Source organism: Brevundimonas intermedia, assembly GCF_027922165.1.
Classification (GTDB): Bacteria; Pseudomonadota; Alphaproteobacteria; order Caulobacterales; family Caulobacteraceae; genus Brevundimonas; species Brevundimonas intermedia.
The window spans coordinates 59,972-84,527 of the sequence record NZ_BSFD01000005.1; the positions used below are offsets into that span (position 1 = coordinate 59,972).

At 65.7% G+C, this 24,556-nt stretch carries 23 protein-coding genes; 10 read left to right on the top strand and 13 right to left on the bottom strand.

Annotation, left to right across the window (positions count from 1 at the left end; all coding sequences use genetic code 11):
* Window positions 1–42 precede the first annotated feature (42 nt).
* Entirely contained in the window at window positions 43–1,776 is a 1,734-nt protein-coding gene (locus PKE72_RS09575) for a peptide MFS transporter (protein ID WP_271165152.1), read from the bottom strand.
* A 183-nt stretch (window positions 1,777–1,959) separates the two neighbouring features.
* Here PKE72_RS09575 and PKE72_RS09580 point away from each other — a divergent pair, with 183 nt between their 5' ends.
* The gene (locus PKE72_RS09580) at window positions 1,960–2,721 is read left to right on the top strand and encodes an extensin-like domain-containing protein (RefSeq protein ID WP_271165153.1); all 762 of its coding nucleotides are present in this window, start codon (window positions 1,960–1,962) and stop codon (window positions 2,719–2,721) included.
* Window positions 2,722–2,918: 197 nt separating this feature from the next.
* Window positions 2,919–3,122 carry a cold-shock protein gene (locus tag PKE72_RS09585; protein WP_008264090.1) on the top strand — a complete coding sequence of 68 codons (204 nt, stop codon included), beginning with the start codon at window positions 2,919–2,921 and terminating at the stop codon, window positions 3,120–3,122.
* 98 nt (window positions 3,123–3,220) lie between these two features.
* Here PKE72_RS09585 and PKE72_RS09590 read toward each other — a convergent pair whose 3' ends face one another.
* Both PKE72_RS09590 and PKE72_RS09595 read right to left on the bottom strand, forming a co-directional pair.
* Complete coding sequence (locus PKE72_RS09590) at window positions 3,221–4,147, bottom strand: DMT family transporter (RefSeq protein WP_271165154.1); 927 nt, start codon at window positions 4,145–4,147, stop codon at window positions 3,221–3,223.
* A 45-nt stretch (window positions 4,148–4,192) separates the two neighbouring features.
* Window positions 4,193–6,355 (bottom strand): histidine kinase dimerization/phosphoacceptor domain -containing protein, encoded by a 2,163-nt coding sequence (locus PKE72_RS09595; RefSeq protein ID WP_271165155.1) that lies wholly within the window; start codon window positions 6,353–6,355, stop codon window positions 4,193–4,195.
* A gap of 342 nt (window positions 6,356–6,697) precedes the next feature.
* Between PKE72_RS09595 and PKE72_RS09600 the strand changes: the two genes are divergently transcribed.
* Window positions 6,698–7,474: a transglutaminase-like domain-containing protein gene (locus PKE72_RS09600; protein WP_271165156.1), complete on the top strand. Its 777-nt coding sequence runs from the start codon at window positions 6,698–6,700 to the stop codon at window positions 7,472–7,474.
* Window positions 7,475–7,521: 47 nt separating this feature from the next.
* Here PKE72_RS09600 and PKE72_RS09605 read toward each other — a convergent pair whose 3' ends face one another.
* Both PKE72_RS09605 and rpmB read right to left on the bottom strand, forming a co-directional pair.
* Entirely contained in the window at window positions 7,522–9,246 is a 1,725-nt protein-coding gene (locus tag PKE72_RS09605) for a M1 family metallopeptidase (RefSeq protein WP_271165157.1), read from the bottom strand.
* A 113-nt stretch (window positions 9,247–9,359) separates the two neighbouring features.
* Complete coding sequence (rpmB, locus tag PKE72_RS09610) at window positions 9,360–9,659, bottom strand: 50S ribosomal protein L28 (protein WP_271165158.1); 300 nt, start codon at window positions 9,657–9,659, stop codon at window positions 9,360–9,362.
* A gap of 219 nt (window positions 9,660–9,878) precedes the next feature.
* On the opposite strand from rpmB, the gene PKE72_RS09615 reads away from it, so the two are divergent.
* On the top strand, window positions 9,879–10,406 hold the full coding sequence (locus PKE72_RS09615) for a DUF3617 domain-containing protein (RefSeq protein ID WP_271165159.1): 528 nt from the start codon (window positions 9,879–9,881) through the stop codon (window positions 10,404–10,406).
* A 3-nt stretch (window positions 10,407–10,409) separates the two neighbouring features.
* Here the strand turns inward: PKE72_RS09615 and PKE72_RS09620 are convergent, their stop codons facing one another.
* The 3 genes from PKE72_RS09620 to fdxA all read right to left on the bottom strand — a co-directional run bounded on the left by PKE72_RS09620 (window position 10,410) and on the right by fdxA (window position 12,113).
* Complete coding sequence (locus PKE72_RS09620) at window positions 10,410–10,796, bottom strand: hypothetical protein (protein ID WP_271165160.1); 387 nt, start codon at window positions 10,794–10,796, stop codon at window positions 10,410–10,412.
* 119 nt (window positions 10,797–10,915) lie between these two features.
* Window positions 10,916–11,446, bottom strand: coding sequence for a CarD family transcriptional regulator (locus tag PKE72_RS09625; RefSeq protein ID WP_008260268.1), 531 nt, complete (start codon window positions 11,444–11,446; stop codon window positions 10,916–10,918).
* A 325-nt stretch (window positions 11,447–11,771) separates the two neighbouring features.
* A complete protein-coding gene (gene fdxA / locus PKE72_RS09630) occupies window positions 11,772–12,113 on the bottom strand; it encodes a ferredoxin FdxA (RefSeq protein ID WP_017505910.1) in 342 nt (113 codons plus the stop codon).
* A 189-nt stretch (window positions 12,114–12,302) separates the two neighbouring features.
* On the opposite strand from fdxA, the gene PKE72_RS09635 reads away from it, so the two are divergent.
* Entirely contained in the window at window positions 12,303–12,929 is a 627-nt protein-coding gene (locus PKE72_RS09635; RefSeq protein ID WP_271165161.1) for a YceI family protein, read from the top strand.
* Here PKE72_RS09635 and PKE72_RS09640 read toward each other — a convergent pair.
* The 5 genes from PKE72_RS09640 to PKE72_RS09660 are packed head-to-tail and all read right to left on the bottom strand — an operon-like array spanning window position 12,916 to window position 18,081.
* Window positions 12,916–13,200, bottom strand: coding sequence for an RNA-binding S4 domain-containing protein (locus tag PKE72_RS09640; RefSeq protein WP_271165162.1), 285 nt, complete (start codon window positions 13,198–13,200; stop codon window positions 12,916–12,918). The genes PKE72_RS09635 and PKE72_RS09640 overlap by 14 nt on opposite strands.
* Before the next feature lie 4 nt (window positions 13,201–13,204).
* Window positions 13,205–13,600 carry a hypothetical protein gene (locus PKE72_RS09645; RefSeq protein ID WP_271165163.1) on the bottom strand — a complete coding sequence of 132 codons (396 nt, stop codon included), beginning with the start codon at window positions 13,598–13,600 and terminating at the stop codon, window positions 13,205–13,207.
* Complete coding sequence (locus tag PKE72_RS09650) at window positions 13,597–16,107, bottom strand: helicase-related protein (RefSeq protein WP_271165164.1); 2,511 nt, start codon at window positions 16,105–16,107, stop codon at window positions 13,597–13,599. The genes PKE72_RS09645 and PKE72_RS09650 overlap by 4 nt, the downstream gene beginning before the upstream one ends.
* Window positions 16,108–16,165: 58 nt before the next feature.
* The gene (fixJ, locus tag PKE72_RS09655; protein ID WP_271165165.1) at window positions 16,166–16,777 is read right to left on the bottom strand and encodes a response regulator FixJ; all 612 of its coding nucleotides are present in this window, start codon (window positions 16,775–16,777) and stop codon (window positions 16,166–16,168) included.
* Window positions 16,774–18,081, bottom strand: coding sequence for a sensor histidine kinase (locus PKE72_RS09660; protein ID WP_271165166.1), 1,308 nt, complete (start codon window positions 18,079–18,081; stop codon window positions 16,774–16,776). The genes fixJ and PKE72_RS09660 overlap by 4 nt, the downstream gene beginning before the upstream one ends.
* 471 nt (window positions 18,082–18,552) lie before the next feature.
* Between PKE72_RS09660 and PKE72_RS09665 the strand changes: the two genes are divergently transcribed.
* From PKE72_RS09665 to PKE72_RS09685, 5 genes are all read left to right on the top strand, one after another.
* Entirely contained in the window at window positions 18,553–19,254 is a 702-nt protein-coding gene (locus PKE72_RS09665) for a CHASE3 domain-containing protein (protein WP_271165167.1), read from the top strand.
* A 354-nt stretch (window positions 19,255–19,608) separates the two neighbouring features.
* Window positions 19,609–21,549, top strand: coding sequence for a methyl-accepting chemotaxis protein (locus PKE72_RS09670; protein WP_271165274.1), 1,941 nt, complete (start codon window positions 19,609–19,611; stop codon window positions 21,547–21,549).
* A gap of 73 nt (window positions 21,550–21,622) precedes the next feature.
* Complete coding sequence (locus PKE72_RS09675; RefSeq protein ID WP_271165168.1) at window positions 21,623–21,910, top strand: STAS domain-containing protein; 288 nt, start codon at window positions 21,623–21,625, stop codon at window positions 21,908–21,910.
* Window positions 21,907–22,272 (top strand): response regulator, encoded by a 366-nt coding sequence (locus tag PKE72_RS09680; protein ID WP_271165169.1) that lies wholly within the window; start codon window positions 21,907–21,909, stop codon window positions 22,270–22,272. The genes PKE72_RS09675 and PKE72_RS09680 overlap by 4 nt, the downstream gene beginning before the upstream one ends.
* A 27-nt stretch (window positions 22,273–22,299) precedes the next feature.
* Entirely contained in the window at window positions 22,300–24,555 is a 2,256-nt protein-coding gene (locus tag PKE72_RS09685) for a chemotaxis protein CheA (RefSeq protein ID WP_271165170.1), read from the top strand.
* Window position 24,556: the final 1 nt, after the last annotated feature.

The window sequence follows — 24,556 nt, forward strand, 5'->3', positions numbered from 1 at the left end:
ATCGCTCCGCCGGGGCTTCTTCATGTCCAGGGGGGGCGTGGGTTAGTGAACCCCGGCCATGCCCTTCTTGAGCAGGGGCGACATCAGCAGCAGGAAGACGCCGACGCCGACGCCCGTCCAGCCGATGGTGCCGAAGATCGAGCCATAGGTCTGCAGCGCCAGCGCGGGGCTGGTCACGACCCCGGCGACGGTATCGGTCGCCGTCGCCTTGGCGATCAGGCCGGCGACGATATGGGCGACCGAGCTGGACAGGAACCAGACGCCCATCATCATCCCGACCACGCGCGCCACCGACAGTTTGGTGATCATCGACAGGCCGACCGGCGACAGGCACAGCTCGCCGATCGTGTGGAAGAAGTAGGTCAGGAACAGGAACAGCAACGGCACGCGGAAGGCGTCGTTGGCCTGGGTTCCGGCCGCCCAGGTCAGAACCAGGAAGCCCAGGCCCACGAAAACCAGGCCGAACGAGAACTTGACCGGGGTCGAGGGCTCAAGGTTGCGCTTCGCCAGCCAGACCCAGAGTGCGGCCATGATCGGGCCGCCGATGATGATGATGCCGGGGTTGAACATCTGGGTGTAGCCGGCATTGAACCAACTCGGCATCTGGGTCGACTGGTCGGCGAACAGGGTCAGGGACGACCCGGCCTGTTCAAACAGGGCCCAGAACAGCACCGAGAAGAAGATCAGCAGCTGGGCGACCAGCATGCGGCTGCGCTCAGCGCCCTTGAGGCGGAAGACCGTATAGCCGACCACCGAGGCGAAGATGACGCCGGCGATCCAGGGCAGGCCCGTCTCGATGATCTCGTGGCGTTGCATCAACAGCCAGGTCGGGATGACGGCGACCAGGCCGGCGATCCAGAAGAAGGGAACCAGGGGCACGCCCAGAATCGAACGCCCCTCCACCGGGATGGGCGGTGCGCCGCGACCCTCAAGCCAGGACTGGCCCAGGACGAAGGTCAGCAGGCCGAACAGCATGCCGATGCCCGCCAGACCGAAGCCGTAAGCCCAGCCATAGTTGAAGCCGAGATAGGAACAGGCGGCCGTGGCCAGGAAGGAGCCCAGATTGATGCCGACGTAGAAGATGGTGAAGCCGCCGTCGCGACGGGGATCGTTCTCTTCATACAGGGCCCCGACGACGGTCGAGATGTTGGCCTTCAGAAAGCCCACCCCGACGATGATCAGGGCCAGGGCCAGGAACAGAACCGGTTCGCCCAGGGCCGTGTCACGCTCGGTCTCCAGCGTGTATCCGCCGGCAGCGGTGAAGGCGGGGAAGTCTGAGGCGGGGTTGGCGGCCGCCGGCTCGGCGCCGACCGCGCGCACGCCTTCGGGCGAAATCGCGATCTGCACCCGTTCATCGCCGTTCACGGCGAACATCTGGCGGTTCTGGTCCCGACCTTCGACCTGGATCTGATAGGTCGTGTCGCCGATGGTCAGGCTTTCACGTCCGCCCGTGCCCTCGAAGGCCATGGTGAAGTGGCCCAGGACCAAGAGGACGGCGCCGATGATGACGGCCTTGCGCGATCCCAGATACCTGTCGGCGATCATGCCGCCGATGACCGGCATCAGATAGACCAGGGCGGCGTAGGCGGCGTAGATTCCCTGAGCCTCAGCCGGTCCAAACAGGAAATGCTGCGTCAGGTACAGGACCAGCAGGGCCCGCATGCCGTAGTAGGAGAACCGCTCCCACATCTCGGTGAAGAACAGAACCACCAGCCCCCGCGGGTGCCCGAGGAAAGTCTTGCGAGGCTCGAGCGCCCCCCCATCCGTCGCTGTCAACGGCTCACTCCCAACTGCCGCGCCGCAACTGGGCGCGCGAAAGGCGCATACCCAGCACAGCAGGCAAATCCGAACAAGTGTTAAGGCTGTCGCGGCCTCTTCGACCCGATCCGGCGCCGGATGAACGTTCGCGTTCGCTCGGCGTTTGCCAGCGGGGCCGTGGGCGGTCCATGCTGGGGGCCTATGAAGCGCGACTTCGCCGATTTCTGGAATCTGCTTTGGGAGGTCGGGCTGCTGGCCTGCGCCGCCTTTGCGCTGCTGAACGTCTATGCGCCGCCGCAGGACCTGCCGTGGAAGCCGCTGGACCTCAGTCATCCGGTCGGCCGGGCGACGGCGGCCAAGGTGGCGGATTTCGATATTCCCGCCACGGCTTCGCCTGAAGAGGTCCAGGGCGCGACCGAGGCCTGTATGCAGGCGCTGCGCACGGCGGGGGTCGAGGTCGAGCGGGCGGCGGATCGCGACGACGGAGGCTTCTGCGTGGTGCGGGGGGCGGTGCGGATCACCGGCGGCGCCGTCACGCCCCTGGCCCCGGCCGATGTGGTCATGCAATGCCCGCTGGCGGTCCGCTATGTCATCTGGGATCGCCAGGTGTTGCAGCCGGCGGCGCGCGAAATCCTGGGATCGGCGCCGGCGCGGGTCGAGAACTACGGGACCTATTCGTGTCGCCGGATCTATGGATCGGAAGATGAGCAGGAGCGGCCCAGCGAACACGCGCGGGCTAACGCCCTGGATGTAGCGGCGGTGCGGCTTGAGGACGGGCGAACCGTCAGCGTGTTGAATGACTGGCGCGGCCAGGGACCGGCGGGCGAGCCGGGCGGGCGGTTCCTGCACGCGGTGCGCGACGGGGCGTGCCGGCTGTTTTCCACCGTCCTGACGCCCGACTACAACGCCGCCCACGAGAACCATCTGCATATCGACGGCGCCGAGCGCGGTCTCTGTCGTTAAGGTTGAATCCCTGTTCAGGCGAATCGCTTTGCTGTTGACCGACTGGAAAAGCCGGGTGACAACAACAGCACAGTCCGGATTTTGCGTGGGGTCCACACCCGCGTCTCGCTCCTTCGCCTGAACGAGCTGTCCAGATGGATTGTCGGGTCACCCCGAGGGGGATCCGCCTGGAAAAGCGCGTTTACGGAGACGCAGACATGGCGACCGGTACGGTCAAGTGGTTCAACCCCACCAAGGGCTATGGATTCATCCAGCCCGACAGCGGCGGCTCTGACGTGTTCGTGCACGTCACCGCCGTTCAGAAGGCCGGCCTTCAGGGTCTCGATGAAAACGCCAAGGTCGAATACGAGCTGGAAAACCAGCGCGGCAAGACCTCGGCGATCGACCTCAAGCTCCTCTAAGCCGAAAAGCATGGGAACGGGCGCGGGCGCTTAGGCCTCCGCGCCTGTTTTCTTTTTGGGCTACCGCGCTTCGCGCTACTTGAGCCCGTCGGTTTGGCTTACGGCGCTTCGCGCGGCTTAAGCCCGGCGGGCGTCGGCTTCGTCCGTTGAGACCGCTGAGCCATAACGATGGCGCCCAGAACCAGAGCGCCGCCCAGGGCCTGAACCGGGGTCAGGGTCTCGCCGAAGACCCACCAGCCCAGCAGGCCGGCGACAACGGGCTGGATCAGGATGGTCACGGCGGTGATTGAGGCCGGCAACTTGCCCAGGGCCCAGGCGACGCCGCCTTGGCCGAAGACGTGCATCACCCCCATGGCCAGACAGGCGGCCCATCCCGCTGCGCTTGCCGGGATGATGTCCTCGCCCAGGGCCAGGGCCACGATCAGCAGCAGCGGCGCGCCCAGAAGGGTCGCCCAGAATGTGACGCGCATGGCGCCCGCCGTGGCGCGTGCGGCTTTCACCGCCAAGAAATAGCCCGAGTACCAGACCGCCACCGACAGCGAGAAGGCGTCGCCCAGCGGCGGATTGGTCCCCTGGCCCCCATCGGCGCCCGCCGCCATGGCGAAGGCGCCGCCCATGGCCAGAACCAGGGCCAGCAGGAACAGGCGGCGGGGCGCCTCTTTCAGCACGATCCAGCCGAACAGGGTCACCACGACCGGCGTCAGATTGCACAGGACCGTGGCGTTGGCGACCGAGGTCATAACGATGCCATAGTGCCAGAAACTGAGATCCAGGGCGAAGAACAGACCCGCCAGCAGCGCCCATTTCGACGGAGAGGCGATCCCGCCGGGCTCCCGCGTCGCCAGCACGGTCAGCAAGGGCAGGGCGAAGACGAATCTCCAGAAACCGGCGGCCGCCGGACCGGTCTCGGTCAGGCGCACCAGGATCGGCGCCAGGCCCAGCACACAGGCGGCGATCAGCAGGACGATCAGGGCGAAGGCGCGCGGGGAGACGAGCGACGAGACGCGTGAGGCGAGGCGAGACATGCGGCCTCTTACGCCGCCCCGCGACCTTCCGCCACAGCCGGCGGATCAGATCAACGGGTCGATGCGGGCCTTCAGCGCGACCTCGAGCCCGGGCGCCAGGTCGCGATAGTCGATCTTCCCCTTCAACTGGCCGACCAGGCTGGCGATCATCATCGAACCGAAGCCCTTGCCGGCCTTGTGCCCACCCTTGCCGTCGTCGGCGACGACCAGGCGGAAGCTGTCGTCCGCCTCGGTCAGAACGATGCGCAGCGGGCCGGGTCGGCCGTCGTAGGCGTATTTCTGGGCGTTGATGATCAGTTCGGTCAGGATCAGACCCACGGTGACGGCGCGGTCGGCCTCAAGGCAGACGGGGGCCAGGTCGGTCTCGATGACGGACGCCCAATCGACGCCCATGCTGGCGCCGAGATCCTCGACCAGGTCGCCGATGTAGCGGGACATGTCGATGGTGGTGTCCTGGTCGCCGCGATAGAGGCGGGTATGGACGGTCGAGACGGCCCGGACGCGGCGGCGGGCTTCCTGAAGCGCGGCGGCGGCGGGATTGTCGCCGTGTTCGCGCGCCTGCAAGCCCAGGAAGCTGGACACCAGGGTCAGGCTGTTCTGGACCCGGTGATTGACCTCGCGCATCAGGTACTGCTGCTGTTCTATGCGCAGGTCCCGTTCGGTCAGCCGGGCCTGAAGCGACTGGTTCAGGTTGCGCAACTGGCTGAGGGCGATGAAGTCGGCCAGGGTGTCGCGCAGCCGGGCGGCGGACTCTATGGCGGCCGCGCTCCAGCGACGGGCGCGGCCGGACACCGTTTCGGACCATTCCTCGAACGAGGCGCGCGGGGTCAGGGCGCCGCTCGCGGCGGACTTGACGGCGGTCGAGGGGTCGCCGGCCCAGCGAACCGTTTCCAGAATTTCCGAACGGAACCAGAGGAGTGACAGCGGCTGTTCGCCCGGCAGGCGGACCGCCAGCAGGCCGCTGGCTTGGGTCCGCCAGGTTTCGGCCTCGGGCAAAACCGCGCTCAGGGCGTTTGAGGCGACGGGCCGTAGTCCCGGTTGCTGGGCCAGCCAGTCGGAAACACGGCGCACGGCCGGCTCGGGCGGGGTGCGGCCGAAGCTGGCGACGCGGTCCTCGCAGACGATGGCCAGGCCGTCGGCGCCGACCAAGGCCGTCAACGGACCCGCCCGTTCGGCCAGGGCGGCGTCCAGCGGGCGGTCGGCGGGCAGATGGACGATCAGTTCGTCCTCAATCCGGCGCAGCCGGACCCGCTCGCGATACAGTTCTGCTTCGGCCTTGGTCTTCAGCTGCCGCGCCAGATTGCGGGCCAGGGTGGTGCAGGCGACCCGCAACTCATAGGGCAGGAGCTGGGGCGCAAGGCTGTGGCAGGCGACCAGACCCCAGAGGACGTCGTCCACGATGATCGACACCGAGGCCGAGGCGCGCACGCCCATGTTCTTCAGATACTGGATATGGACCGGCGAAACGGCGCGAAGGCCGATGTCGCTCATGTCCAGCGGCGGCTCTCCGGGTTTGACCGGTCGCAGCGGCTGGGGCGTGTAGCGGCTGTCGGGGATGACCCGAACGGGGTTGCGCAAATACAGGGCCCGCGCCTGGCGCGGGATGTCGGTGGCCGGAAAATGATGGTTCAGGAACGAGCCGGTGTCGATGAGACGCGACTCGGCGACGACCTGGCCGGCCTCGTCGTCGCCGAAGCGGTAGATCATGACCCGCTCGAACCCCGTCAGGGCGCGAAATGCGTCTGCCGCGCGTTCGCATACGGTTTGGACCGTCGCGGCCCGTTCCAGGGCGCCGGCGGCGGTGTCCAGGCGGGCGATCAATTCGACCCCGAGCCTGGCCTGCTGCGAGCTCTGTTCGACCTCGACGACCATTCGGTCCGCAAGCTGGCCCTGCGCGTACTGGACGACGACATCGTATTCCAGCCGGTTGGCGGCGCGCCAGCGACCGGCGAAGCCCGTCTCGCGGGTCTTGGCCATATCAAACAGCCGACGGCCGACGACCTCGCCCAGAAGGGCGGCGATAGGCTGGGCGACCCAGGCCGTCTTGCCGGTCAGATCCTCGATAAGGCCCGCGCCCTGCTCGATCGTCAGGGTCTCGGGGTTCAGCACCAGCAGGAACCCATGAGGCTGGATGGCCTGCGGGATATGGATCGGCTCGCGATCACAGTCGGTCAGGTCCACGCCGGGAGAAGTTGGGAGATGGGTCATGCCTGCCGGCCCTGCGTGGAAGGGAACGGCAAAGGGGCGCGAGGATTCTCAGCGTCCCATTCGCGGGAGGTCGTGATGGCGGCTTCCCCAGCGACAAAGGTTCGAAACGAAAAAACGCGGGTTAAGCGTGGCGGTTCCGACCCTAGGGGGCGAGTATAGATTTTGGGGAAGCTCATGTAACAATCAGCGTAACACATTGCTGAGGCTTGTCTATTTCGGGTCTGAAGTGTCCGCTGCCGGACATTTCGTTTGCCGTATCGACGGCCTGGCGCCCTTGGTCATGGAACGGCCGCAGTCGCATGGCGTTGGGGCGTCGTCCCCCAATCTTGACTGGTTGCCTGTATGAAACTGCGCGTCCGCGCCGAGCTCGTCTATCGTTTCGATCCGCCGACGGACGCCATCTACAAAATCCAGGTCGCCCACTGGCCGGGTCAGGATATCCTCGAGGAAACCCTGACCTTCGACCCGCCCGTCGAGTTCCACGAGGACGAGGACGTCGATTTCGGCGCCCGGACCCTGCGCTGCCACGTCGAAGGCGAAGTGACCCTCACCTATGAGGCGCTGGTCGAGAATGGCGTGCTGAAGGGCCTGCCGCCCAGCGTGTCGCAACATGACTGGGGTGAACTGCCGGCCGAGGTTCTGCCCTATCTGCAGCCGAGCCGCTATTGCCCGTCCGACCAGTTCGGTCGGTTCGTCACGCGCGAGTTCGGCGACACCTCGGGCGGGGCCCGAGTGCTGGCGATCTTGGACTGGATCACCGAGAACCTGGATTATGAGCACGGGGTGTCGGACACCGAGACGACGGCGGCGCGGACCTTCATCGACCGGGCCGGGGTGTGCCGCGACTTCACCCACCTGGGCATGACCTTCTGTCGCGCATCGGGCATTCCGGCGCGGGCGGTCAGCGCCTTCGCGCACCAGCTGAATCCGCCCGATTTCCACGCCATCTTCGAGGTTTGGTTGGACAACGGCTGGTGGCTGGTCGACGCGACGCGGCTGGCGCCGGTCGAGGGTCTGGTCCGGATCGCCTGCGGACGCGACGCGGCGGACATCGCCTTCCTGACCACCCAGGAGCGGTGCCAAATGGTGCGGCAGTCGGTAACGGTGGCGCCGGCTTAGCGTCTTCTATTTCCGATCATCCCGTGAAAGCGGGATGATCGGGATTTCTAACGCGCCTTCTGCTCCGTCTTATAGGCCTGCAGCGCGTCGATCACGTCCATCTGGCGCAGCACCTTGTTCTGGGGGTCGATCAGGACGTGGGCTCCCGTTGGGACCGCGACCTGACCCCGACCGTCGGTCATGGCGACGGCTTGAACACGCCCATCGATTTCGACCTCCAGCGGCATGGGGAAGGCCTCGCCGTTCCCGGTGGTCCATTTCAGTCGCAGCATTCCGCCCTCTTGCGTCCGGCTCAGCACCGGCAGGGCGGCGTTGTAGAGATAGCCACGGAAGAACCAGCCGTAATCCTGACCCGTCACCTGATTGACGATCTGCAGGAAGTCCTGCGTCGAACGGTACAGGGGCTGGAAGCCGCCGGGGCGCGGATCGTCCGTGCCGTAGACCAGCCGGGTCAGGGCCTGGTGGAAGGCCTCGTCCCCGATCAGCATCCGCAGCGAATGGCTGATCAGCGAGCCCTTGGAATAGATGTCGCCGCCGGGGCCGACGTCGCCCTTGTAGACCTCATCCTCGGTCTTGGGCGTGCCTGAGACCAAGGGGAATTTGTTGACCAGCCCCTCGCGCTGGTTCGCCAGTTCGCGTTGCATATAGCGGTCGCCCAGCAGCCACCGGGCGTAGAGTGGCTGCATATAGCTGCCCAATCCTTCGTGCAGCCACATGTCGTCGGCGTTCTGGTTGGTCAGCTGGTTGCCGAACCATTCGTGGGCGAACTCGTGCTGCAGCAGCCAGTCATAGCCGCGGCCGTCGATCTTATAGCCGTTGCCGTAGGCGTTGATGGTCTGGTGCTCCATGCCCAGGTGCGGGGTCTCGACCACCCCCATCTTCTCGTCGCCGAAGGGGAAGGGGCCGACCGTCGCCTCGAAGAAGTCCAGCATCTTGGGGAATTCGTCGAACAGGGCCTGCACCTTCTCGGGCGCGTCCGACTTCAGGTGCCAGTAGTTCATCGGGATCATATTGCCGAACCGGCTTTGATACTGGCCGCTGACCTCCTCGTAGGGGCCGATGTTCAGGGCGATGGCGTAGGTGTTGGGGCTCTTCGCCGACCAGTTCCAGGTGGTCCAGCCGTCGCCGTGATCGACCTTGCCCAGGAAGCGGCCGTTGGACGGCGCGGACAGGTCGGACGGGACGGTGATGTGCAGATCGACCCGGGCGGGCTCGCCATGCGGGCTGTCGATACAGGGCCAGAAGATGTCGCAGCCCTCGCCCTGGACAGCGGTGGCGATCCAGGGTTCGCCCGAGGGCGCCGTGGACCAGACGAAGCCGCCGTCCCAGGGCGCGCGGGGCGCTACGCGGGGCTTGCCAGCATAGGCCACGCGCAGGGCGACGGACTGGCCCGGCGTCAGGGGCTGGGGCAGATCGACGCTCAGCCGTCCCTCGGGGTTGGACCAGTGGTCGGCGGCGATTGCGACCCCGTCGATCTGGACCGAGGAGATGGGCAACAGGGTGTCCAAATCCACCACCAGCCGGTTCAAGGGCGATTTGGCGGTGAAGCCCAGCACGGCGACGGCGTCGATCGCCTTGTCCTGCGGAATGACCTTGATCGACAGGTCGGCGGTGTCGAACTGCACCGCCTGTTGCTCTGCGGTCAGCGGCTGGTCGGTGGCCAGGGTGTAGGCGGTGGAATCGCGGACCGGCGGCGGAGCGCCGTCCAGCGTCGCACAGGCTGACAGCGTCAGGGCGGCGGCCGTGAAGGCCAGGGTGCGGGCGACAGTCATGCGGAATCCCCTCCGGTTACGGTTCGGGATTAGTCCCGCCCCGGAAGACGCGCAAAGAAAAAGGCCGGCGTCGCCGCCGGCCTTTTTCCAGAAACAGTTCCAGCTATCGCCGATCAGGCGGCGGCGGCTTGATCGGCCAGCTTGGCGCGGACCTGACGCTTGATGCGCTGGGCGGCGATCGACAGCTGCTCGTCGCGGGCCTTGACGATGAAGGCGTCCAGGCCGCCCTTGTAGTCGAGAGTGCGCAGCGCGGCGTTCGAGATACGCAGCGAGAAGGTCTGACCCAGGGAATCCGAGGTCACCTTGACCGTCTTCAGCGACGGCAGAAAGCGGCGCTTGGTCTTGATGTTCGAGTGGCTCACGCTATGGCCGACCATCGGGCCGATACCGGTGAGTTCGCAACGACGCGACATCGTCAGATCCTTAAGGTGCGGCGTCCGGCCCGAAGCGTGGGAGAAGACGCATGAAACAAGTACGCGCGTGGAACAGCCCGCGCGAGAGGGGGCCGTATAAGGGAAGAGGCGGTCAGGCGTCAAGCCGAGTCTTGGCCTGGTTTCGCGGATCGCCGCAACGGCGTCGGAACCGGGTGTCGTTCAGGCGTCATTCAAATGACGCGCGGTATGAGTCATATCATGAAGATCCAAGCTGAACAGAAGGCCGCCATGTCTCGCTCCTCCCCGATCGCTTCTCTGTCCACACGCGCCCGGTCCCTCAAACTGTGGACCGTCCTGGCGCCGGTGGTGGCGGGCGGCGTCATGCTGGCCGCGCCCGCGATCGCGCCCGCCCAGACGGCGCCCGCCCAGGCCGAGGTGCTGCCCGGCTATTGGGAATATACGACCAGTGCGGTCGGCCAGCGCGACACCGAGCAGAAATGTGTTCGCCCCAGCGAGATCAACCGCTTCTTCGGCGGCCTGTCGACCAACCGCTGGCGCTGCACCTATCCGACCCGTGTCGTCGGCAGCGGCCAAGCGCGGTTCGAGGGAACGTGTCAGGACAAGAAGGGCCGTCGGGTCAATGTGCGACTGTCTGGAACCTATGAGGACACCAGCTTCAGTTTCCGTGGCGGCGCCCAACTGCTGCGCGGCACCCCCTATATTCCCGCCACCATCACGGCGCGCCGCATCAGCGCCCAATGCCCGGCCAACGCCGAGTATTTCTGAGCCTCAGACCGACTCAGCGCGGGCGACCACATAGGTATGGGTCTGGTCGCCCGTGGACAGGCTGACGTATTCGCCCGTCTCGAGCGCCTCGTCGGCGAGGCGGAAGCCGTGCGCGTCTTCGGCCTCGCCGGGTTCGAAGTCCAGGAACCAGCGGTCGGGCGCCGCGTGGCGCAATCGTCCGAAGGCTAGGGTCGCGCCGTGCGAGAAGCGACGGACGCGGCATTTCTCGGGGGCCTCGCGCCAGGCGGCGGCGTCTAGGCGTCGGTCGGCTTTGAGGGGCGCAAGAATGTCATAGCCGATGTCGTGGTCCCCCTCCGGGTGCTGCGGCTCGCGCGCCAGTTCCAGGCGGATGTGGTGGAAGCCCAGCGGGGCGGCGGCGGCGTCGGTCATGGTCGGCTCCTTGTCGGACGCCATCAGAGCGCCGGACGCGGCGGGCCCGCCTTGATATCTGTCAAACCAAAAAGGCCCCGGAGCGATCCGGGGCCTTTTCTTTCGTTCGATGCGGAAGCTTAGGCGGCTTCGGCGGTCGGGATCGGCTTCTTGGCGCTGAGCGACTTGGCCAGCAGCTCGACAGCCGCGTCCTTATCGATCTTGTTGGCGGCGGCGACTTCGCGCGCCATCCGGTCCAGGGCCGATTCATAAAGCTGGCGCTCCGAATAGGACTGTTCCGGCTGGGTGTCGGCGCGGTGCAGGTCGCGGACCACTTCGGCGATGGAGATCAGGTCGCCCGAGTTGATCTTGGCTTCGTACTCCTGCGCGCGACGCGACCACATGGTGCGCTTGATGCGGGCGCGACCCTTCAGGGTGGTCAGGGCCTTGGTCACGACGTCGTCAGCGGCCAGCGAACGCAGGCCGGCCGTCGCGGCCTTCTTGGTCGGAACGCGCAGGGTCATCTTCTCGTGGTCGAAGGTCACGACATAGACTTCCAGCGACATGCCCGCGACTTCCTGAGTCTCGACCGCCGCGACCTTGCCGACGCCATGCGCCGGATAGACGACCGCGTCGCCAACCTTGAACTCCAGACCAGTCTTGCTCGTCATATTCGTCCTTTCCCGGTTCAGGGCCGGGCGAAGCGAAGGCGCGATCGACGCAAACAGGACCTCAACCGTCGGTGGGAGCCGTCGGGGGGGTCATGCTGGGCGTCAAATGCGGAAACGGATCACCAAACCTCTGGCCGATCCCGTCTATGGGCGGGATTCTGTCGCAAACACGGGCGGCGCGAAGTTTTCGCGGACCGCCCGATCCAATGAAACAGACCCTATCACAAAATGACGGGTTTTCAAAACGTCCACAGGCCCGACGAGGATTTACGACAGTTTGACCTTGGCTGCGCGACCGGGATCGGCGCTGAAAACGGTCGCCGGCTCAGGAGCCCTTGCCGGGCTTTGGGCTGAAGTATTTCTCGTATTTGCCGGTCTCGCGCTCATACTGTTCGCGGTCGGCCGGAGGCGTGCCCTTGACGGTGATGTTGGGCCAGACCTTGGCGTATTCGGCGTTGACCTGCAGCCACTTCCCGTCCGGCTCGTCCTCGGTGTCAGGGACGATGGCGTCGACGGGACATTCCGGCTCGCAGACGCCGCAGTCGATGCACTCGTCCGGGGCGATGACCAGGAAGTTCTCGCCCTCGTAGAAGCAGTCCACCGGACACACTTCCACGCAGTCCATGAACTTACATTTCACGCAGGCGTCGGTGACGATGTAGGTCATTGGGCGGCGAAAAGGATCAGGACTGTGGGTGAGAGGCTGCGACATGGCGGCCGTGCAACCAACTGTCAACAGCGGGGCTTAAGGCGAGAGACGTTCGCAGGCGTGCTGGCGCGCCTTGACAACAGTCAGGCCAAATCGCAACTGTACTGATTGCTTATATCGATCCCCCTTCTCAACCGGAACATACCCATGCGCACTCCCTTCATGAAATACGCCCTCGCCGGCGCCCTGGCCGTCAGCCTCGCCGCAGGCGGCGCCGTTGTGGCCCAGGCCGCCCTGACCAAGAACCCGGCCGAGGTCACCGCCGGGAACTACGATCTGGAGTCCAGCCATGGCAAGATCACCTGGTCGGTCAACCACTTCGGCCTCTCGACCTACACGGGTCAGTTCGTGAACGTGAAGGCCGAGTTGAAGCTGGACCCGGCCAATCCGTCCGCCTCGACCCTGACCGCCACCATCCCCTTGACGGATGTCGCGCCGAACGATGACCGGTTGAAAGCCCACCTTCAGACCGCCGACTTCTTCGACACCGCCAACCATCCGACCGCAACCTTCGTCTCGCGCTCGGTAACGGTCGATGCGGACGACGCCAACGAGGCGACCGTCGTGGGCGATTTGACCCTGCGCGGCGTGACCAAGCCCGTGACCATCGAGGTCGAGTTCAACGGCGCCGGCACGGTCATGGGTGCTTACAAGGCGGGCTTCGACGGAGAGGCCACCATCAAGCGTTCGGACTTCGGCATCAAATACGCCCTGCCGGCCGTTTCGGACGAGGTGAAGCTGCACATCGAAGGCGAGTTCGTCATTCAGAAATAAGGGCGTAAAGGGCGCGGGCCTCCCCAGCAGGCCCGCGCCGCTCGCCCAGGGCCTCGACGCGCAGTGTGGTGACCCGCCCGTTCTGGGCGAAGGTGAGCAGGTCGCCCGGATGAACGCAGCGGCTGGGCTTGTCCAGCCGCGCCTCACGCCCCTGATGGGTCAGGCGCACCGCGCCCCTCTCGACCAGATCGGCGGCCAGGCCCCGCGTCTTCACAAACCGGGCGCGCCACAGCCAGACGTCGATACGGCAAGCCGCCTCTGTAGGGGACATCGGCTCAGGCTCCCGAGAGGGGGCGGAGTTCGCGGTTGAGTCCCAGGGCCGGCAAGGAGGCCAGTGCGGTTTCGAACCGCGTCAGGAAGGCGCTGCGATCAACGCTCAACGTGACGAAAATCTCGCCGGTGTCGAGGTCGCCTTGGCGGAAGTACAGGCGGCCGTCACGATGCGCAGCGTCGAAGGTCCAGCCTTGATCGGCGTCTGAGAAGTCGTGGCGGCCGTCCCCCCTCAGCCAGGCTGTCAAAGGGATCAGGTCTGTCGCGCGATCCCACCAGTGGAAATCGATCCCGTCGGCTCTCCGCGCGGTATTGAACTCGAGGAACAGGCGGCGCTCGCTCTGAACGATACGGGGCGTCAGGTCATCGGCGGCGCGCGCTTGTTTGGTCCAGTCAGTCATCTTTCGCCGGTCGTCGCCGTCTTTTTGCGCGTGCGACGACGCTTGGCCCGCGCCGGCGGCGGCGTCGTCAGGGCGGCGAGAGCCGCGAAGGGGGAGTCCTTAGGTGGTTTAGGCGCGACGCCGGGCTTGTCGGGTTGGCGGGCGCGCTCGGTCTTCAGGGCGGCGATGACTTGTTTGGCCTGATCGGCGGTCCAACCCAGGTCGATCAGGGCGGCGTCGGACAGTCGGCCCCGGTCAATCGTATTGGCGACGCGCAGATCGGCCATCTTCTCCAGGGTCTCGACCGGCGCCAGCCAGCGGCCGGCGACGCGCAGGCCGTGAGCCGAGAGCAGGCGGGGCGAGGGCGGTTCAGGCGGCGCGGGGATCAGATCGGGCGTCGCGGGAATCAGGGGGGCGTCCAGGAAGGCCTGGGCGAAATGGCGAGCGCGGGGCTTTTGCAAGCCGGGCAGCCAGACGGAATGGGCGCCGACGCGGATGGCGAAGCTTTTCAGGGTGCGCCGTTCGACCTGGCTGAGGGCGGCGAGGTCGCGTTCGACATCGCGGCGGTCGATCAGCCCCCCGGCCTCGATCAGGCGGAAGGCGATGCCGCGCGGCAGGCCCTTCAGGGCCCCTGACTCCACCGCCTGGCGCAAACGGCGAAGATCACGCAGGGCGCGGCCCGCCTCGAAGGCCAGCCAGGCCTCTATGCGGCGTTTGGCCCGCTCACGGGCAGGTGTCGGACCCAGTTCGCCCAGCAGCCGGACGGCGGGCGCGAAGGGGTCGGCCCCCGCAGGCGTGGCCTGGATCTGCGCGGTCAGGACGCCGCGCCACAGGACGGCTCCATCCGGCGTCACGGCGAAACCGTCGTCGGTCTCGGCGGCCAGCCGGCCCAGGCGGCGGTTGATCTCGGGGGTGACGGCGCGGACCGCCGCTTGGCGCAGGGTGCGGTCCTCCAAGGCCGAGGCGCCCTTCTCCATCTGGAACCGGACGCCCTCCAACTGGCCCACCACCTGGCCCTCGACCGTCACCTCGCCGTCGTCGGCCACGCCCGCAAACGTGTCTTCTCGCACGTTCAGGGCCCGCATCAGGGCGGTGGTGCGGCGATCGACGAACCGGGCGGTCAGGCGCTCGTGCAGGACGTCGGACAGACGATCCTCCAGGGCGCGGGTCTTATCGCGCCACCCTTGCGCGTCATGGACCCAGTCGGGGCGGTTGGCGATGTAGGACAGGGTGCGGACGGCCGACAGACGCGCTGACAGCTGGTCGATCTGGCCGTCGTCGCGATCCACGAAGGCGAAGCGCGGCGCCATCCAGTCGTCGGTCAGCCGTCCCCGTTTGCCGGTCAGGGCGTGGAAGACGTCCGTGGCCAGCCGGGCGTGTTCGTCCAGCGTGGTTTTCTGGAAGTCCGGCAGTTGGCAGGCCTCCCACAAACGCATCACTGCGCCGCGCGAACGGCCGATGCGGGCCACCTCCTCGTCCTTGATCAGGCGGCGCAGCAGGGTCTCGTCCAGGGCTTCGGCCGTCAGGCTCAGCCCGCTGCGCTGGGGGGTGACGGTCAGCGAGCGTAACAGGTCAGGCAGTGTGTCGAAGTCTAGTCGGGCGTTGCGCCATTCGGCGGCTTCGACCGGATCAAATCGGTGCTCGACCACCTGTTCGACCAGATCGTCGTCCAGATCCTCGGCCTCGGCCGTAACGCCGAAGGTGCCGTCGCGCAGGTGGCGTCCGGCGCGGCCGGCGATCTGGCCGATCTCATGGGCGTGCAGCCAGCGGGTGCGCCTGCCGTCGAATTTCCGCAGGCCGGCGAAGGCGACATGGTCGACATCCATGTTCAGCCCCATGCCGATAGCGTCGGTGGCGACCAGGAAGTCGACCTCGCCCGACTGATAAAGGGCCACTTGTGCATTGCGGGTGCGGGGCGACAGACTGCCCATGACCACAGCCGCCCCGCCCCGTTGGCGCCGGATCAGTTCGGCGATGGCGTAGACCCGCTCGGTCGAGAAGGCGACGATGGCGCTGCGGCGGGGCAGGCGGGTCAGCTTCTTGGACCCGGCATAGGACAGGGTGGACAGCCGGTCGCGCGTCACGATCTCGACGTCCGGGACCAGGCGGCGGATCAGGGGCTCCAACGTGCCGGCCCCCAGGAACATGGTCTCGAACCGCCCACGCGCGTGCAGCAGCCGCTGGGTGAAGACATGGCCGCGCTCGGGATCGGCGACCAGTTGGATCTCGTCTACGGCCAGGAATTCGACCGACCGCTCCAGCGGCATGGCCTCCACGGTGCAGACGAAATAATGCGGTCGCGGCGGTACGATCTTCTCTTCGCCCGTGATCAGCGCGACGGCCGCCGCGCCGCGCTGTCTGACGATCCGCTCGTAGATCTCGCGGGCCAGCAGACGCAGCGGCAGGCCGACCATGCCCGAGGCGTGACCCAGCATCCGCTCGACCGCCAGATGGGTCTTGCCGGTGTTGGTGGGCCCCAGCACCGCAGTGACGCGGGAAGGGGCGAGGCCTGCGGACCGGTCGCTCATGACCTGCGTAAGGTGGCGACGATTTCCATACGGCTCAAGGGGCGCTTACGCCGAAGTTTCAGGCGTCTGCGACGCTGAGCCCCAGACGCACCAGCATGGACAGGCTCGTCGCCTGCATCTTCTGCATGACCTTAGCCCTGAAGATTTCGACCGTGCGAGGGCTGATGTCGAGAATCAGGGCGATCTCCTTGTTCGACTTGCCGTCGATCAGGGCGTCGAACACCTGGCGTTCGCGCGGGGTCAAGGTGGCCAGGCGAGCGGCGGTCTGTTCGCGCACCTCGCTTTCGACGCCGTGACGCTCCAGCACCGACAGACAGCCTCGCACCGCCTCAAGGATGCGGTTCGGATCAAACGGCTTCTCGATGAAATCGATCACCCCGGCCTTCATCAACTGGACCGCCAGGGGCACGTCGGCATGGCCGGTAATGACGATGATGGGCCAAGTTTCGCCTCTTAGAACCCGAAGGCGTTGAATCAGCTCGGTCCCCTCCATCTGGGGCATCCGCAGGTCTGTGATGACGCAGGCGGACTTCTCGTCGGGCAGGGCCTCGAGGAAAAGTGCAGCGCTGGCGAAGCCTCTGGCGCGGATGCCCTCGCCCCTCAAAAGCAGCAGTAGAGAGTCCCGCATGGCTTGATCATCATCCACGACGAAGACGGAATGGTCGGTCATGCAGCTTCGAGCTCCGAGACGGGGGATAGGCAGAAGGAGAAGGCGGCGCCGCCCAGCGGGCTTCGGCCCACGGTCAGGACGGCGTCATGGCTTTCGACGATCGAGCGGGTGACGGACAGGCCTAGGCCCATGCCGCCGGCCTTTGTCGTCATCATCGGCTGGAAGATGCGGTCCATCTGGTCTTCGGCGATGCCAGGTCCGTTGTCTTCAACTCGAATTTCATAACCTTGGTTCGCCAGACAGCGCCCTGTCACCGAAACGAGCCCTTCGCCGTGCCCACAAACGGCGTCCACAGCGTTGCGGACCAGGTTAGCGATCGCTTGTTGAAATTGGATTCGATCCGCCAAAACCCCGTCGCGGGTTTCGTGCACATCTATGCGGATGGCCACACCGGTGTCCTGCCGGATCAGATCGAACAAGGGACGCAGGTCCTCTATCATCGATGACACCCGCTCTTCTGTAAGTTGCGGGCCGCCGGTGGCGATCAGTTCGCGCATGCGGCGAATGATGTCCCCGGCGCGCAACAACTGGGTCTTCGCCAGATCCAGCGCGCGGCTGGCGCTGTCGCCGATCGGACCGGCGCGGGCGATATCCGTCTGTCCTGCATGAAGATAGACGGTGGCGGCGGTAAGCGGCTGATTCAACTCGTGCGCCAGGGTGGCCGCCATTTCTCCCATTGAGTTCAACCGCCAACTTCTGCTGAGCTGGCCCATCAGTTCACGCATCCGGTCATTGACCGCCAGAGCCTGCCTCTGATCCGCGAGAGATAGGACGACACGCTCCGGATCGACGCTGTGGGCCAACAGGCTGGCGTGGATGATCAGGGGAACGATTTCGCCGTCCGGCCGACGCGCCATCCAATAGCCTGCGGCGGGAGCCGTAAGAGCGTCGCCTTGCAACAAGGCGCTAAGCGTCCGTTCGCCGAAGTCCGGTGCAAAGATGCTGAAGTCGCGGTTCAGCGCGTTAGCCGGAGCGACGCCCAGAAGATCGGCTGCCGGGGCCGTGATGCGAAGAATACGGCCCTCGCCGTCCAGCGTCACCACGGGAACCGACGTCAATATGCTGTGCAACAGCGCCGTTCTGCTCGCCAGCCGGTGACAGACTTCGGCCATGACTGAAGCGATCAGGACGAACAGTATGGTGTTGGCGGTCGCTTCCGTCAGACTGAGGCGCGTCGTCATGATCAGATCGGCGGCGACCGAAAGCACAATGGCGAGAAAGGTGGCGGGGCGGTTGCCTAGCAGAGCGGTCGCCATGACCGCGCCCAACAGCGGCATGTAGTGGACGTGTTCGATGTCCTGCAACGCGATTTTGACGACCGATGCTATCGATACGCAGACGCAAGCAAGAAAAACGCCGTTCCTCGAGGGTGTGACGGCAGGTTGCCAGCTTCGACCCCTTACAAAGTCAGTAAAGGCCTCTGCTATCTCCCGCATCATATGGGATCTCGCTGCTGCGAAACCATCTCAACCGCACCATCGCCGCTTTTCTGACTTATTTTCTATACCGGCATCGGCTCCGCTGGAAAGCAGTATTGTCCTTGATGGTCGCGCTGCGGCGAATGATCGCCTCAGAAAGCACAGCCTGAGGCGGTGCCTGCCCCAACCCTTCGTACGCGTTCATACTTAACCTCCGGTTCAGGTTTCGTAGGGGTCGGCTCCACATTGTCGGTTCATGGAATGCTGGTTTCTGACGGGGCGTGCGAGCAAGTGCTCGGACGCAGGCCGGCCTTCTGGGGCTTCATTCTTGTGTTCAGGGATCAAGGGAGGGTTGGCGTGAAGTTGATCGGAAATCTGACGGCGGGCCGCCAATTGACGCTGGCTTGGGCGCTGACGCTCGGTGCGCTGGTTGTCATGGGAGTCTTGATGGTCACCAATCTGTTGGCCCTGAAGAGCGCCAGCGATGCGCTGGCGCGCGAGGAACGGTTGAACAGTGCGCTTGCGGAGGCGGAATTCCGCCTGGCCCGGCAGGAAAATTCCTATCGCGGCTACCTGCTGTCGGCGGAGACCTATTATATCGCTCGGCTGGAGAACCACCGCGCCGAATTCAAGAAATCTCTTGAGGAAGTGCGCCTCGACATGCCGCAACAGCACCAGGCTACGATTGACCAAGCCTTGCAAGCGGCCGACGGCTGGCATCGGGATGTCGCTTTGGCGGGCCAGGCGCTGGTGGCGCAGGGTCGCATGGCAGAAGCTGAACAGTTGGTCGGGCAAGTCGGGGTGTCGGACCGGTACGTCGAGCCGGTCGAAGGGGCGATCAACACCCTGAAGGAGGTCAACGCAGTGGCGCTGGAAGCCTCGCGTCATGCGCAGGGTGCGGCGTCGCGCAACGCCGTCATCACCGTGACCGGGGGTCTTGCCAGCGCGATCCTCATGGCCTTGCTGATGGGGCTTGCGATGAGCCGCGCCCTGGCGAGATCGACGTTCGGCATGGTCGGTCTCATGCAAAAGCTCAGGGCCACCGAGGCGACCACCTAGGCTGAAGTCACCGATGGTCGGCAGTGCTGTCGCCGTTTCAGCGCTGAGCAAAACGGCCGCATCCTACTGAACCACCTCATGTTCCAGCGCGCTTGGAGGGTCTACGCATTCCTACCTAAGCCCCGGTTCAGAATTCGTATTAATCATCCTTCCATTGTTGTTGGGCAGATGCCGGTTGTTGTTGGCGCCTAGCGTTTTCCTGGCTCGTGCCCCGTCCTGGGTCGTGGGGTCGAGGCAAGGGCCAGGGGCGGGAAAGGACGGCGGAGCCTTCGAAAAGGGGCTCGGTCTGTCAGTGCTGATTGGTTCTGGTCTGTAAGAAGGCCCTGGGAGAGTAAGTTGAACTTCATTGAAAACATGCCGGTGGGGCGCAAGCTCGCTCTCGCTTTCGGTATCGTCCTCGCGGCGATCGCCGTCATGGGCGCCGTCGTTGTGACTAACCTGTTCGCACTGCAGCATGCCGACGAAGCCAGAAGTCTGGAGAACAAGCTGAACCGGACCCTTGCGGTCGCTGAGTTCCGCCTTTCCAAACAGGAAAACGCCTACCGCGGTTATCTTCTGTCTCAAGACGTCTATTACTCCGAACGCGTGGACCTCCATCGCGCCAAGTTCAAAGAAGCTCTGGAACAACTGCACGCCGACTTGCCGGCTGACCGTCAGGCGCCGATCGACAAGGCGATCCAGTCCGCCGACGGCTGGTATGAAAACATCGTCCAGGTCGGCAAGGGCATGGTCGCTGAAGGACGGGCCGCAGAGGCCGCCCAGATGGTCGGTCAAACCGGCACCGCCGACAAATTCATTGAACCTGTCGAAGCCGCGATCGACGAGTTGAAGGCCGGAAATGACGCAGCCCTGGACGCGTCACGCAAAGCGCAGGCCGCCGCCGCCGAAAGCGCGCTGATGGCTGTGGTGATCGGCTTGGCCGGCGCCATACTGATGGCGCTCGCCGCCGGTCTGGTCGCGACCCGTTCCATCGTCCGGCCGACCTTCAGCATGATCGGCTATATGCAGAAACTGATGGCGGGCGACACCACCATTCAGATCGTCGGCGCCGATCGTAAGGATGAGTTCGGCAAGATGGCCCAGGCGATCGTCGCCTTCCGCGACGCCGCCGTCGATAAGGTCCGCGTCGAGCAGGAGGCCGCAGCCAACCGCTCGATGTCCGAGCAGGAGCGTATGGCCAACGAGGCCGAAAAGGCGCGGATCGCCGAAGAAGATCGCGTGGCCCTGACGGCGCTGGCCGAGGGTCTGGCGGCCATGTCGAACGGCGACCTGACGCATCGGTTCACGGTCGAGGTGTCGCCGCGTTCGCAGCAGTTGAAGACCGACTTCAACGCCGCCATCGCCCAGCTGCAGCAAGCCCTGAGCGTGGTGTTGGGCAATGTCGCCGGCATCCGGTCGGGCGCCGGCGAAATCTCCCAGGCCGCCGACGACCTGTCGCGCCGCACCGAACAACAGGCGGCCTCGCTGGAAGAGACCGCGGCCGCCCTGGACGAGATCACCGCCACGGTCAACAAGACCGCCTCGGGCGCGCGCCAGGCCTCCGAAGTCGTCCAGGCCGCCAAGGGCGACGCCGAGACTTCGGGCGTGATCGTGCGGGATGCGGTCGAGGCCATGCAGGCCATCGAGGGATCGTCCAGCCAGATCAACCAGATCATCGGCGTGATCGACGAGATCGCCTTCCAGACCAATCTGCTGGCTCTGAACGCCGGGGTCGAGGCGGCGCGGGCCGGCGAGGCCGGTCGAGGTTTCGCGGTGGTGGCCTCGGAAGTCCGGGCCCTGGCCCAACGGTCGGCGGAAGCCGCGAAGGAAATCAAGACCCTGATCTCGGCCTCGACCACCCAGGTCGGGTCGGGCGTGAAACTGGTCGGCCAGACCGGCGAGGCCCTGCAGCGGATCGTGGATCGCGTCGCCGAGATCGACGGTCTGGTGTCGGAGATCGCCGCCTCGGCCCAGGAACAGGCCATCGGCCTAGCCGAGGTCAATACGGCCGTAAACCAGATGGATCAGGTCACCCAGCAGAATGCGGCCATGGTCGAGCAATCGACCGCCGCCAGCCATTCGTTGGCCCAGGAGGCCGAGGCCCTGCAAGCGTCCGTGGCCCAGTTCAAGGTCGGCGCGGGTGCGCAAGACGCTGCAGCGCCGCGTCGGGCTTCTTCTCCCGCTCGGTCTTCGCAAGCGCCGGCGGCCTCGCCCGCCAAGCCGGTCAGCCGCGTCATCCAGGCGCTGAAGACCGTGGGCCGTGGCGGCGCAGCACCCAAGATCGAGGCTGACGCCGAGGGTTGGGAAGAGTTCTGATGATTCCCTCTTCAAGCGATATTTACCAACGCCATGCGATGCTTGGCTGTGAGGCAGAGGGAGGAGAGTTTTCATGACCGACGCCATCGTTCTTGCACCTGTGCTGGACATGAACGCGGCCGAGCCGCTGAAGGCCGAATTGCTGGCCCGACGCGGACAGGCGATCACGCTGGACGCCTCCAACGTCGAACGTTTGGGCGGCCTTTGTCTGCAAGTGCTGTTGTCGGCCCACAAGACCTGGGCCGCCGACGGGGCCGATCTGACGATCGAACCCCGGTCTGAAGGTTTTTCCGAACAATGGGCCGCTTTCGGCGCGCCTGAAATCAACGCTCAAGACCTCATTGAAGGAACGCTCGCGTGAAAAAGACAGTCCTCACCGTCGATGATTCCCGCACGATGCGCGACATGCTGCTGATGGCGCTGGAGGACGCGGGCTACCACGTCATCCAGGCGGTCGATGGCATTGATGGCCTGGAGACCCTGGCCGCGAACGGCGCCGACGTGGTGATCACCGACATCAACATGCCGCGCATGGACGGCTTCGGCTTCATCGAGGGCATGCGCGCCGATCCGAACCACCGCACCACGCCGTGCCTGGTGCTGACGACCGAGAGCGACGCCGAGAAGAAGGCCCGCGCCCGCGCCGCCGGCGCAACGGGCTGGATCGTCAAACCTTTCGACCCGGCCAAACTGGTCGACGCCGTTCGCCGCGTCGCGGCCTAACCCAAGAGATCGGTCAGGCCGCAAGCCATGGACGCCTTCGAAGCCATCAAAGCCACCTTCTTCCAGGAATGCGACGAACTGCTCGCAGACCTGGAATCGAAGCTCATGCTGCTGGAACAGGGTCAAACCGACCTTGAAACCATCAACGCCGTCTTCCGCGCCGTCCACTCGGTGAAGGGCGGGGCAGGGGCGTTCGGCCTGGAGGCTCTGGTTCGCTTCGCCCACGTCTTTGAAACTTTGATGGACGAGTTGCGGGGCGGTCGTAAACCCTGCGACACGGTCACGATCAAGACCCTGCTGCGCGCCTCCGATGTGCTCGCTGACCATATCCAGGCCGCGCAAGGTTTGGCGCCGCCCGTGGACGAAGAACGTTCGGCCGGTCTGGTGCACGAGCTTGAACTTCTGACCCACGGGGGCGAAGCGCCCCCGGTTGTCGAGGAAGACGAAGACGACTTCGGCTTTACCCCGATGGCCTTCGACGCCGCTCTCGACGAGCCTCTGGCCGATCTGGGCGGTTCGGGCGAGATCGAGGTCGCCGCATCCGAGGCTCAGACGGGCTGGCGCGTTCTGTTCAAACCGCACAGCCGCATGTACGGCAGCGCCAACGAAGCCGGCCTGCTGCTGCGCGAACTGGGACGGGTTGGGCCGACAACCGTATCGGTGGATGCGGAAAACCTGCCGACGCTCGATATCCTCGTCGCCGAGGAAGGCTATCTGACCTGGACGATCGATCTGACCGCCGAGGTCGATGAAAAGGTCGTCCGCGAGGTGTTCGACTTCGTCGAGGCCGACTGCGACCTGACGGTTTCGCCTCTGGGCGGCGCCCCCGCCCTGGAATTCGAAGAGGAGCCGCCGGCGGTCCTGCCGGCCAGCGACGACCTGGATGTGGCCGCGCTTCTGGCGAAAGCCGCCGGCGCCGCGCCCCCGGAGGCGCCAGCACCAGCGCCCGCCCCCGTCGCTGCAGCGCCTGAACCCGCTCCGGCTCCTGCGCCCGCCCCTGTGCCCCCCCCGGTGGCTGCGGCGCCCGCGCCGACCACCGCTCCGGTCCCGCCGGCCCAGGTCGCTGCGCCCGTAGCCCCCGCTCCGGTCACCATTCGCGTCGATTTGGATCGGGTGGACCGTCTGATCAACGTGGTCGGCGAATTAGTCATCCAGCAGGCGATGCTGTCGCAGCGCGTGCTGGAGAGCGGCTTGGCCCGTTCGTCGGGCATCGCCCTTGGCCTGGAAGATCTCGAACTGCTGACGCGGGAGATCCAGGACAGCGTCATGGCCATTCGCGCCCAGCCGGTGAAGTCGGTGTTCCAGCGCATGCCGCGCCTGGTGCGTGAAGTCGCCGACATGGTCTCCAAACAGGTTCGCCTGGTCACCGCCGGCGAAGACACCGAGGTCGACAAGACCGTGGTCGAGCGCCTTGCGGAACCCATCACCCACATGCTGCGCAACGCCATCGACCACGGGCTGGAGACGCCCGAGGATCGCGTCGCCGCCGGCAAGCCCGCCGAGGGCACGGTGCGCCTGGCCGCCCTGCACCGTTCGGGCCGGATTGTCATCGAAATCTCCGACGACGGTCGCGGCATCAATCGCGAGCGGGTCAAGAAGATCGCCATCGACAAGGGGCTGATTGCGCCCGAAGCCGCCCTGACCGACGAGCAGATCGACAATCTGATCTTCCTGCCCGGCTTCTCCACCGCCGCCGTGGTGTCCGATATCTCGGGCCGCGGCGTAGGCATGGATGTGGTCAAACGCTCGATCCAGGCCCTGGGCGGTCGCATCTCGATCAGCTCAGTGCCCGGCAAGGGCTCGACCTTCACCCTCAGCCTGCCGCTGACCCTGGCGGTGTTGGACGGCATGGTGGTGTCCGCCGCCGACCAGATCCTGATCGCGCCCCTGCCGGCCATCGTCGAGAGCCTGACGCCGCAGGAAAGCGACCTGCATTATGTCGGCGGCGTGGATCCGGTCATCCGCTTCCGCGAGCGTTTTCTGCCCTTGATCGACGTCGCCATGACCATGGGCTTCCGCGATACGCCTGTGGTGCCCAACGAAGGCGTCGCCGTGGTGGTCGAGACCGAGGGCGGCCAGCAGGCGGCCCTGTTGTTCGACGCCATCCAGGGCCAGCGCCAGGTCGTTATCAAGAGCCTCGAGACCAACTACCAGCAGGTCGAGGGCGTCGCCGCCGCGACTATTCTGGGCGACGGTCGCGTCGCCCTGATCCTGGACGTTGACGTCCTCGTCACCGACATGCGCCGCAAATCCGGCCGCCCAGACTTCAAGCTCGCGAGTTGAA

Excerpts from the sequence above, each read along its gene's own strand:
- PKE72_RS09670 (WP_271165274.1), top strand. The coding sequence starts at position 19,609 with ATGCCGGTGGGGCGCAAGCTCGCTCTCGCTTTCGGTATCGTCCTCGCG.
- PKE72_RS09675 (WP_271165168.1), top strand. The coding sequence starts at position 21,623 with ATGACCGACGCCATCGTTCTTGCACCTGTGCTGGACATGAACGCGGCC.
- PKE72_RS09650 (WP_271165164.1), bottom strand. The coding sequence starts at position 16,107 with ATGAGCGACCGGTCCGCAGGCCTCGCCCCTTCCCGCGTCACTGCGGTG.
- PKE72_RS09620 (WP_271165160.1), bottom strand. The coding sequence starts at position 10,796 with ATGACCGACGCCGCCGCCGCCCCGCTGGGCTTCCACCACATCCGCCTG.
- PKE72_RS09605 (WP_271165157.1), bottom strand. The coding sequence starts at position 9,246 with ATGACTGTCGCCCGCACCCTGGCCTTCACGGCCGCCGCCCTGACGCTG.
- PKE72_RS09595 (WP_271165155.1), bottom strand. The coding sequence starts at position 6,355 with ATGACCCATCTCCCAACTTCTCCCGGCGTGGACCTGACCGACTGTGAT.
- rpmB (WP_271165158.1), bottom strand. The coding sequence starts at position 9,659 with ATGTCGCGTCGTTGCGAACTCACCGGTATCGGCCCGATGGTCGGCCAT.
- PKE72_RS09585 (WP_008264090.1), top strand. The coding sequence starts at position 2,919 with ATGGCGACCGGTACGGTCAAGTGGTTCAACCCCACCAAGGGCTATGGA.
- PKE72_RS09600 (WP_271165156.1), top strand. The coding sequence starts at position 6,698 with ATGAAACTGCGCGTCCGCGCCGAGCTCGTCTATCGTTTCGATCCGCCG.
- PKE72_RS09590 (WP_271165154.1), bottom strand. The coding sequence starts at position 4,147 with ATGTCTCGCCTCGCCTCACGCGTCTCGTCGCTCGTCTCCCCGCGCGCC.
- fixJ (WP_271165165.1), bottom strand. The coding sequence starts at position 16,777 with ATGACCGACCATTCCGTCTTCGTCGTGGATGATGATCAAGCCATGCGG.
- PKE72_RS09625 (WP_008260268.1), bottom strand. The coding sequence starts at position 11,446 with ATGACGAGCAAGACTGGTCTGGAGTTCAAGGTTGGCGACGCGGTCGTC.
- PKE72_RS09640 (WP_271165162.1), bottom strand. The coding sequence starts at position 13,200 with ATGTCCCCTACAGAGGCGGCTTGCCGTATCGACGTCTGGCTGTGGCGC.
- fdxA (WP_017505910.1), bottom strand. The coding sequence starts at position 12,113 with ATGACCTACATCGTCACCGACGCCTGCGTGAAATGTAAGTTCATGGAC.
- PKE72_RS09635 (WP_271165161.1), top strand. The coding sequence starts at position 12,303 with ATGCGCACTCCCTTCATGAAATACGCCCTCGCCGGCGCCCTGGCCGTC.
- PKE72_RS09615 (WP_271165159.1), top strand. The coding sequence starts at position 9,879 with ATGAAGATCCAAGCTGAACAGAAGGCCGCCATGTCTCGCTCCTCCCCG.
- PKE72_RS09580 (WP_271165153.1), top strand. The coding sequence starts at position 1,960 with ATGAAGCGCGACTTCGCCGATTTCTGGAATCTGCTTTGGGAGGTCGGG.
- PKE72_RS09645 (WP_271165163.1), bottom strand. The coding sequence starts at position 13,600 with ATGACTGACTGGACCAAACAAGCGCGCGCCGCCGATGACCTGACGCCC.
- PKE72_RS09685 (WP_271165170.1), top strand. The coding sequence starts at position 22,300 with ATGGACGCCTTCGAAGCCATCAAAGCCACCTTCTTCCAGGAATGCGAC.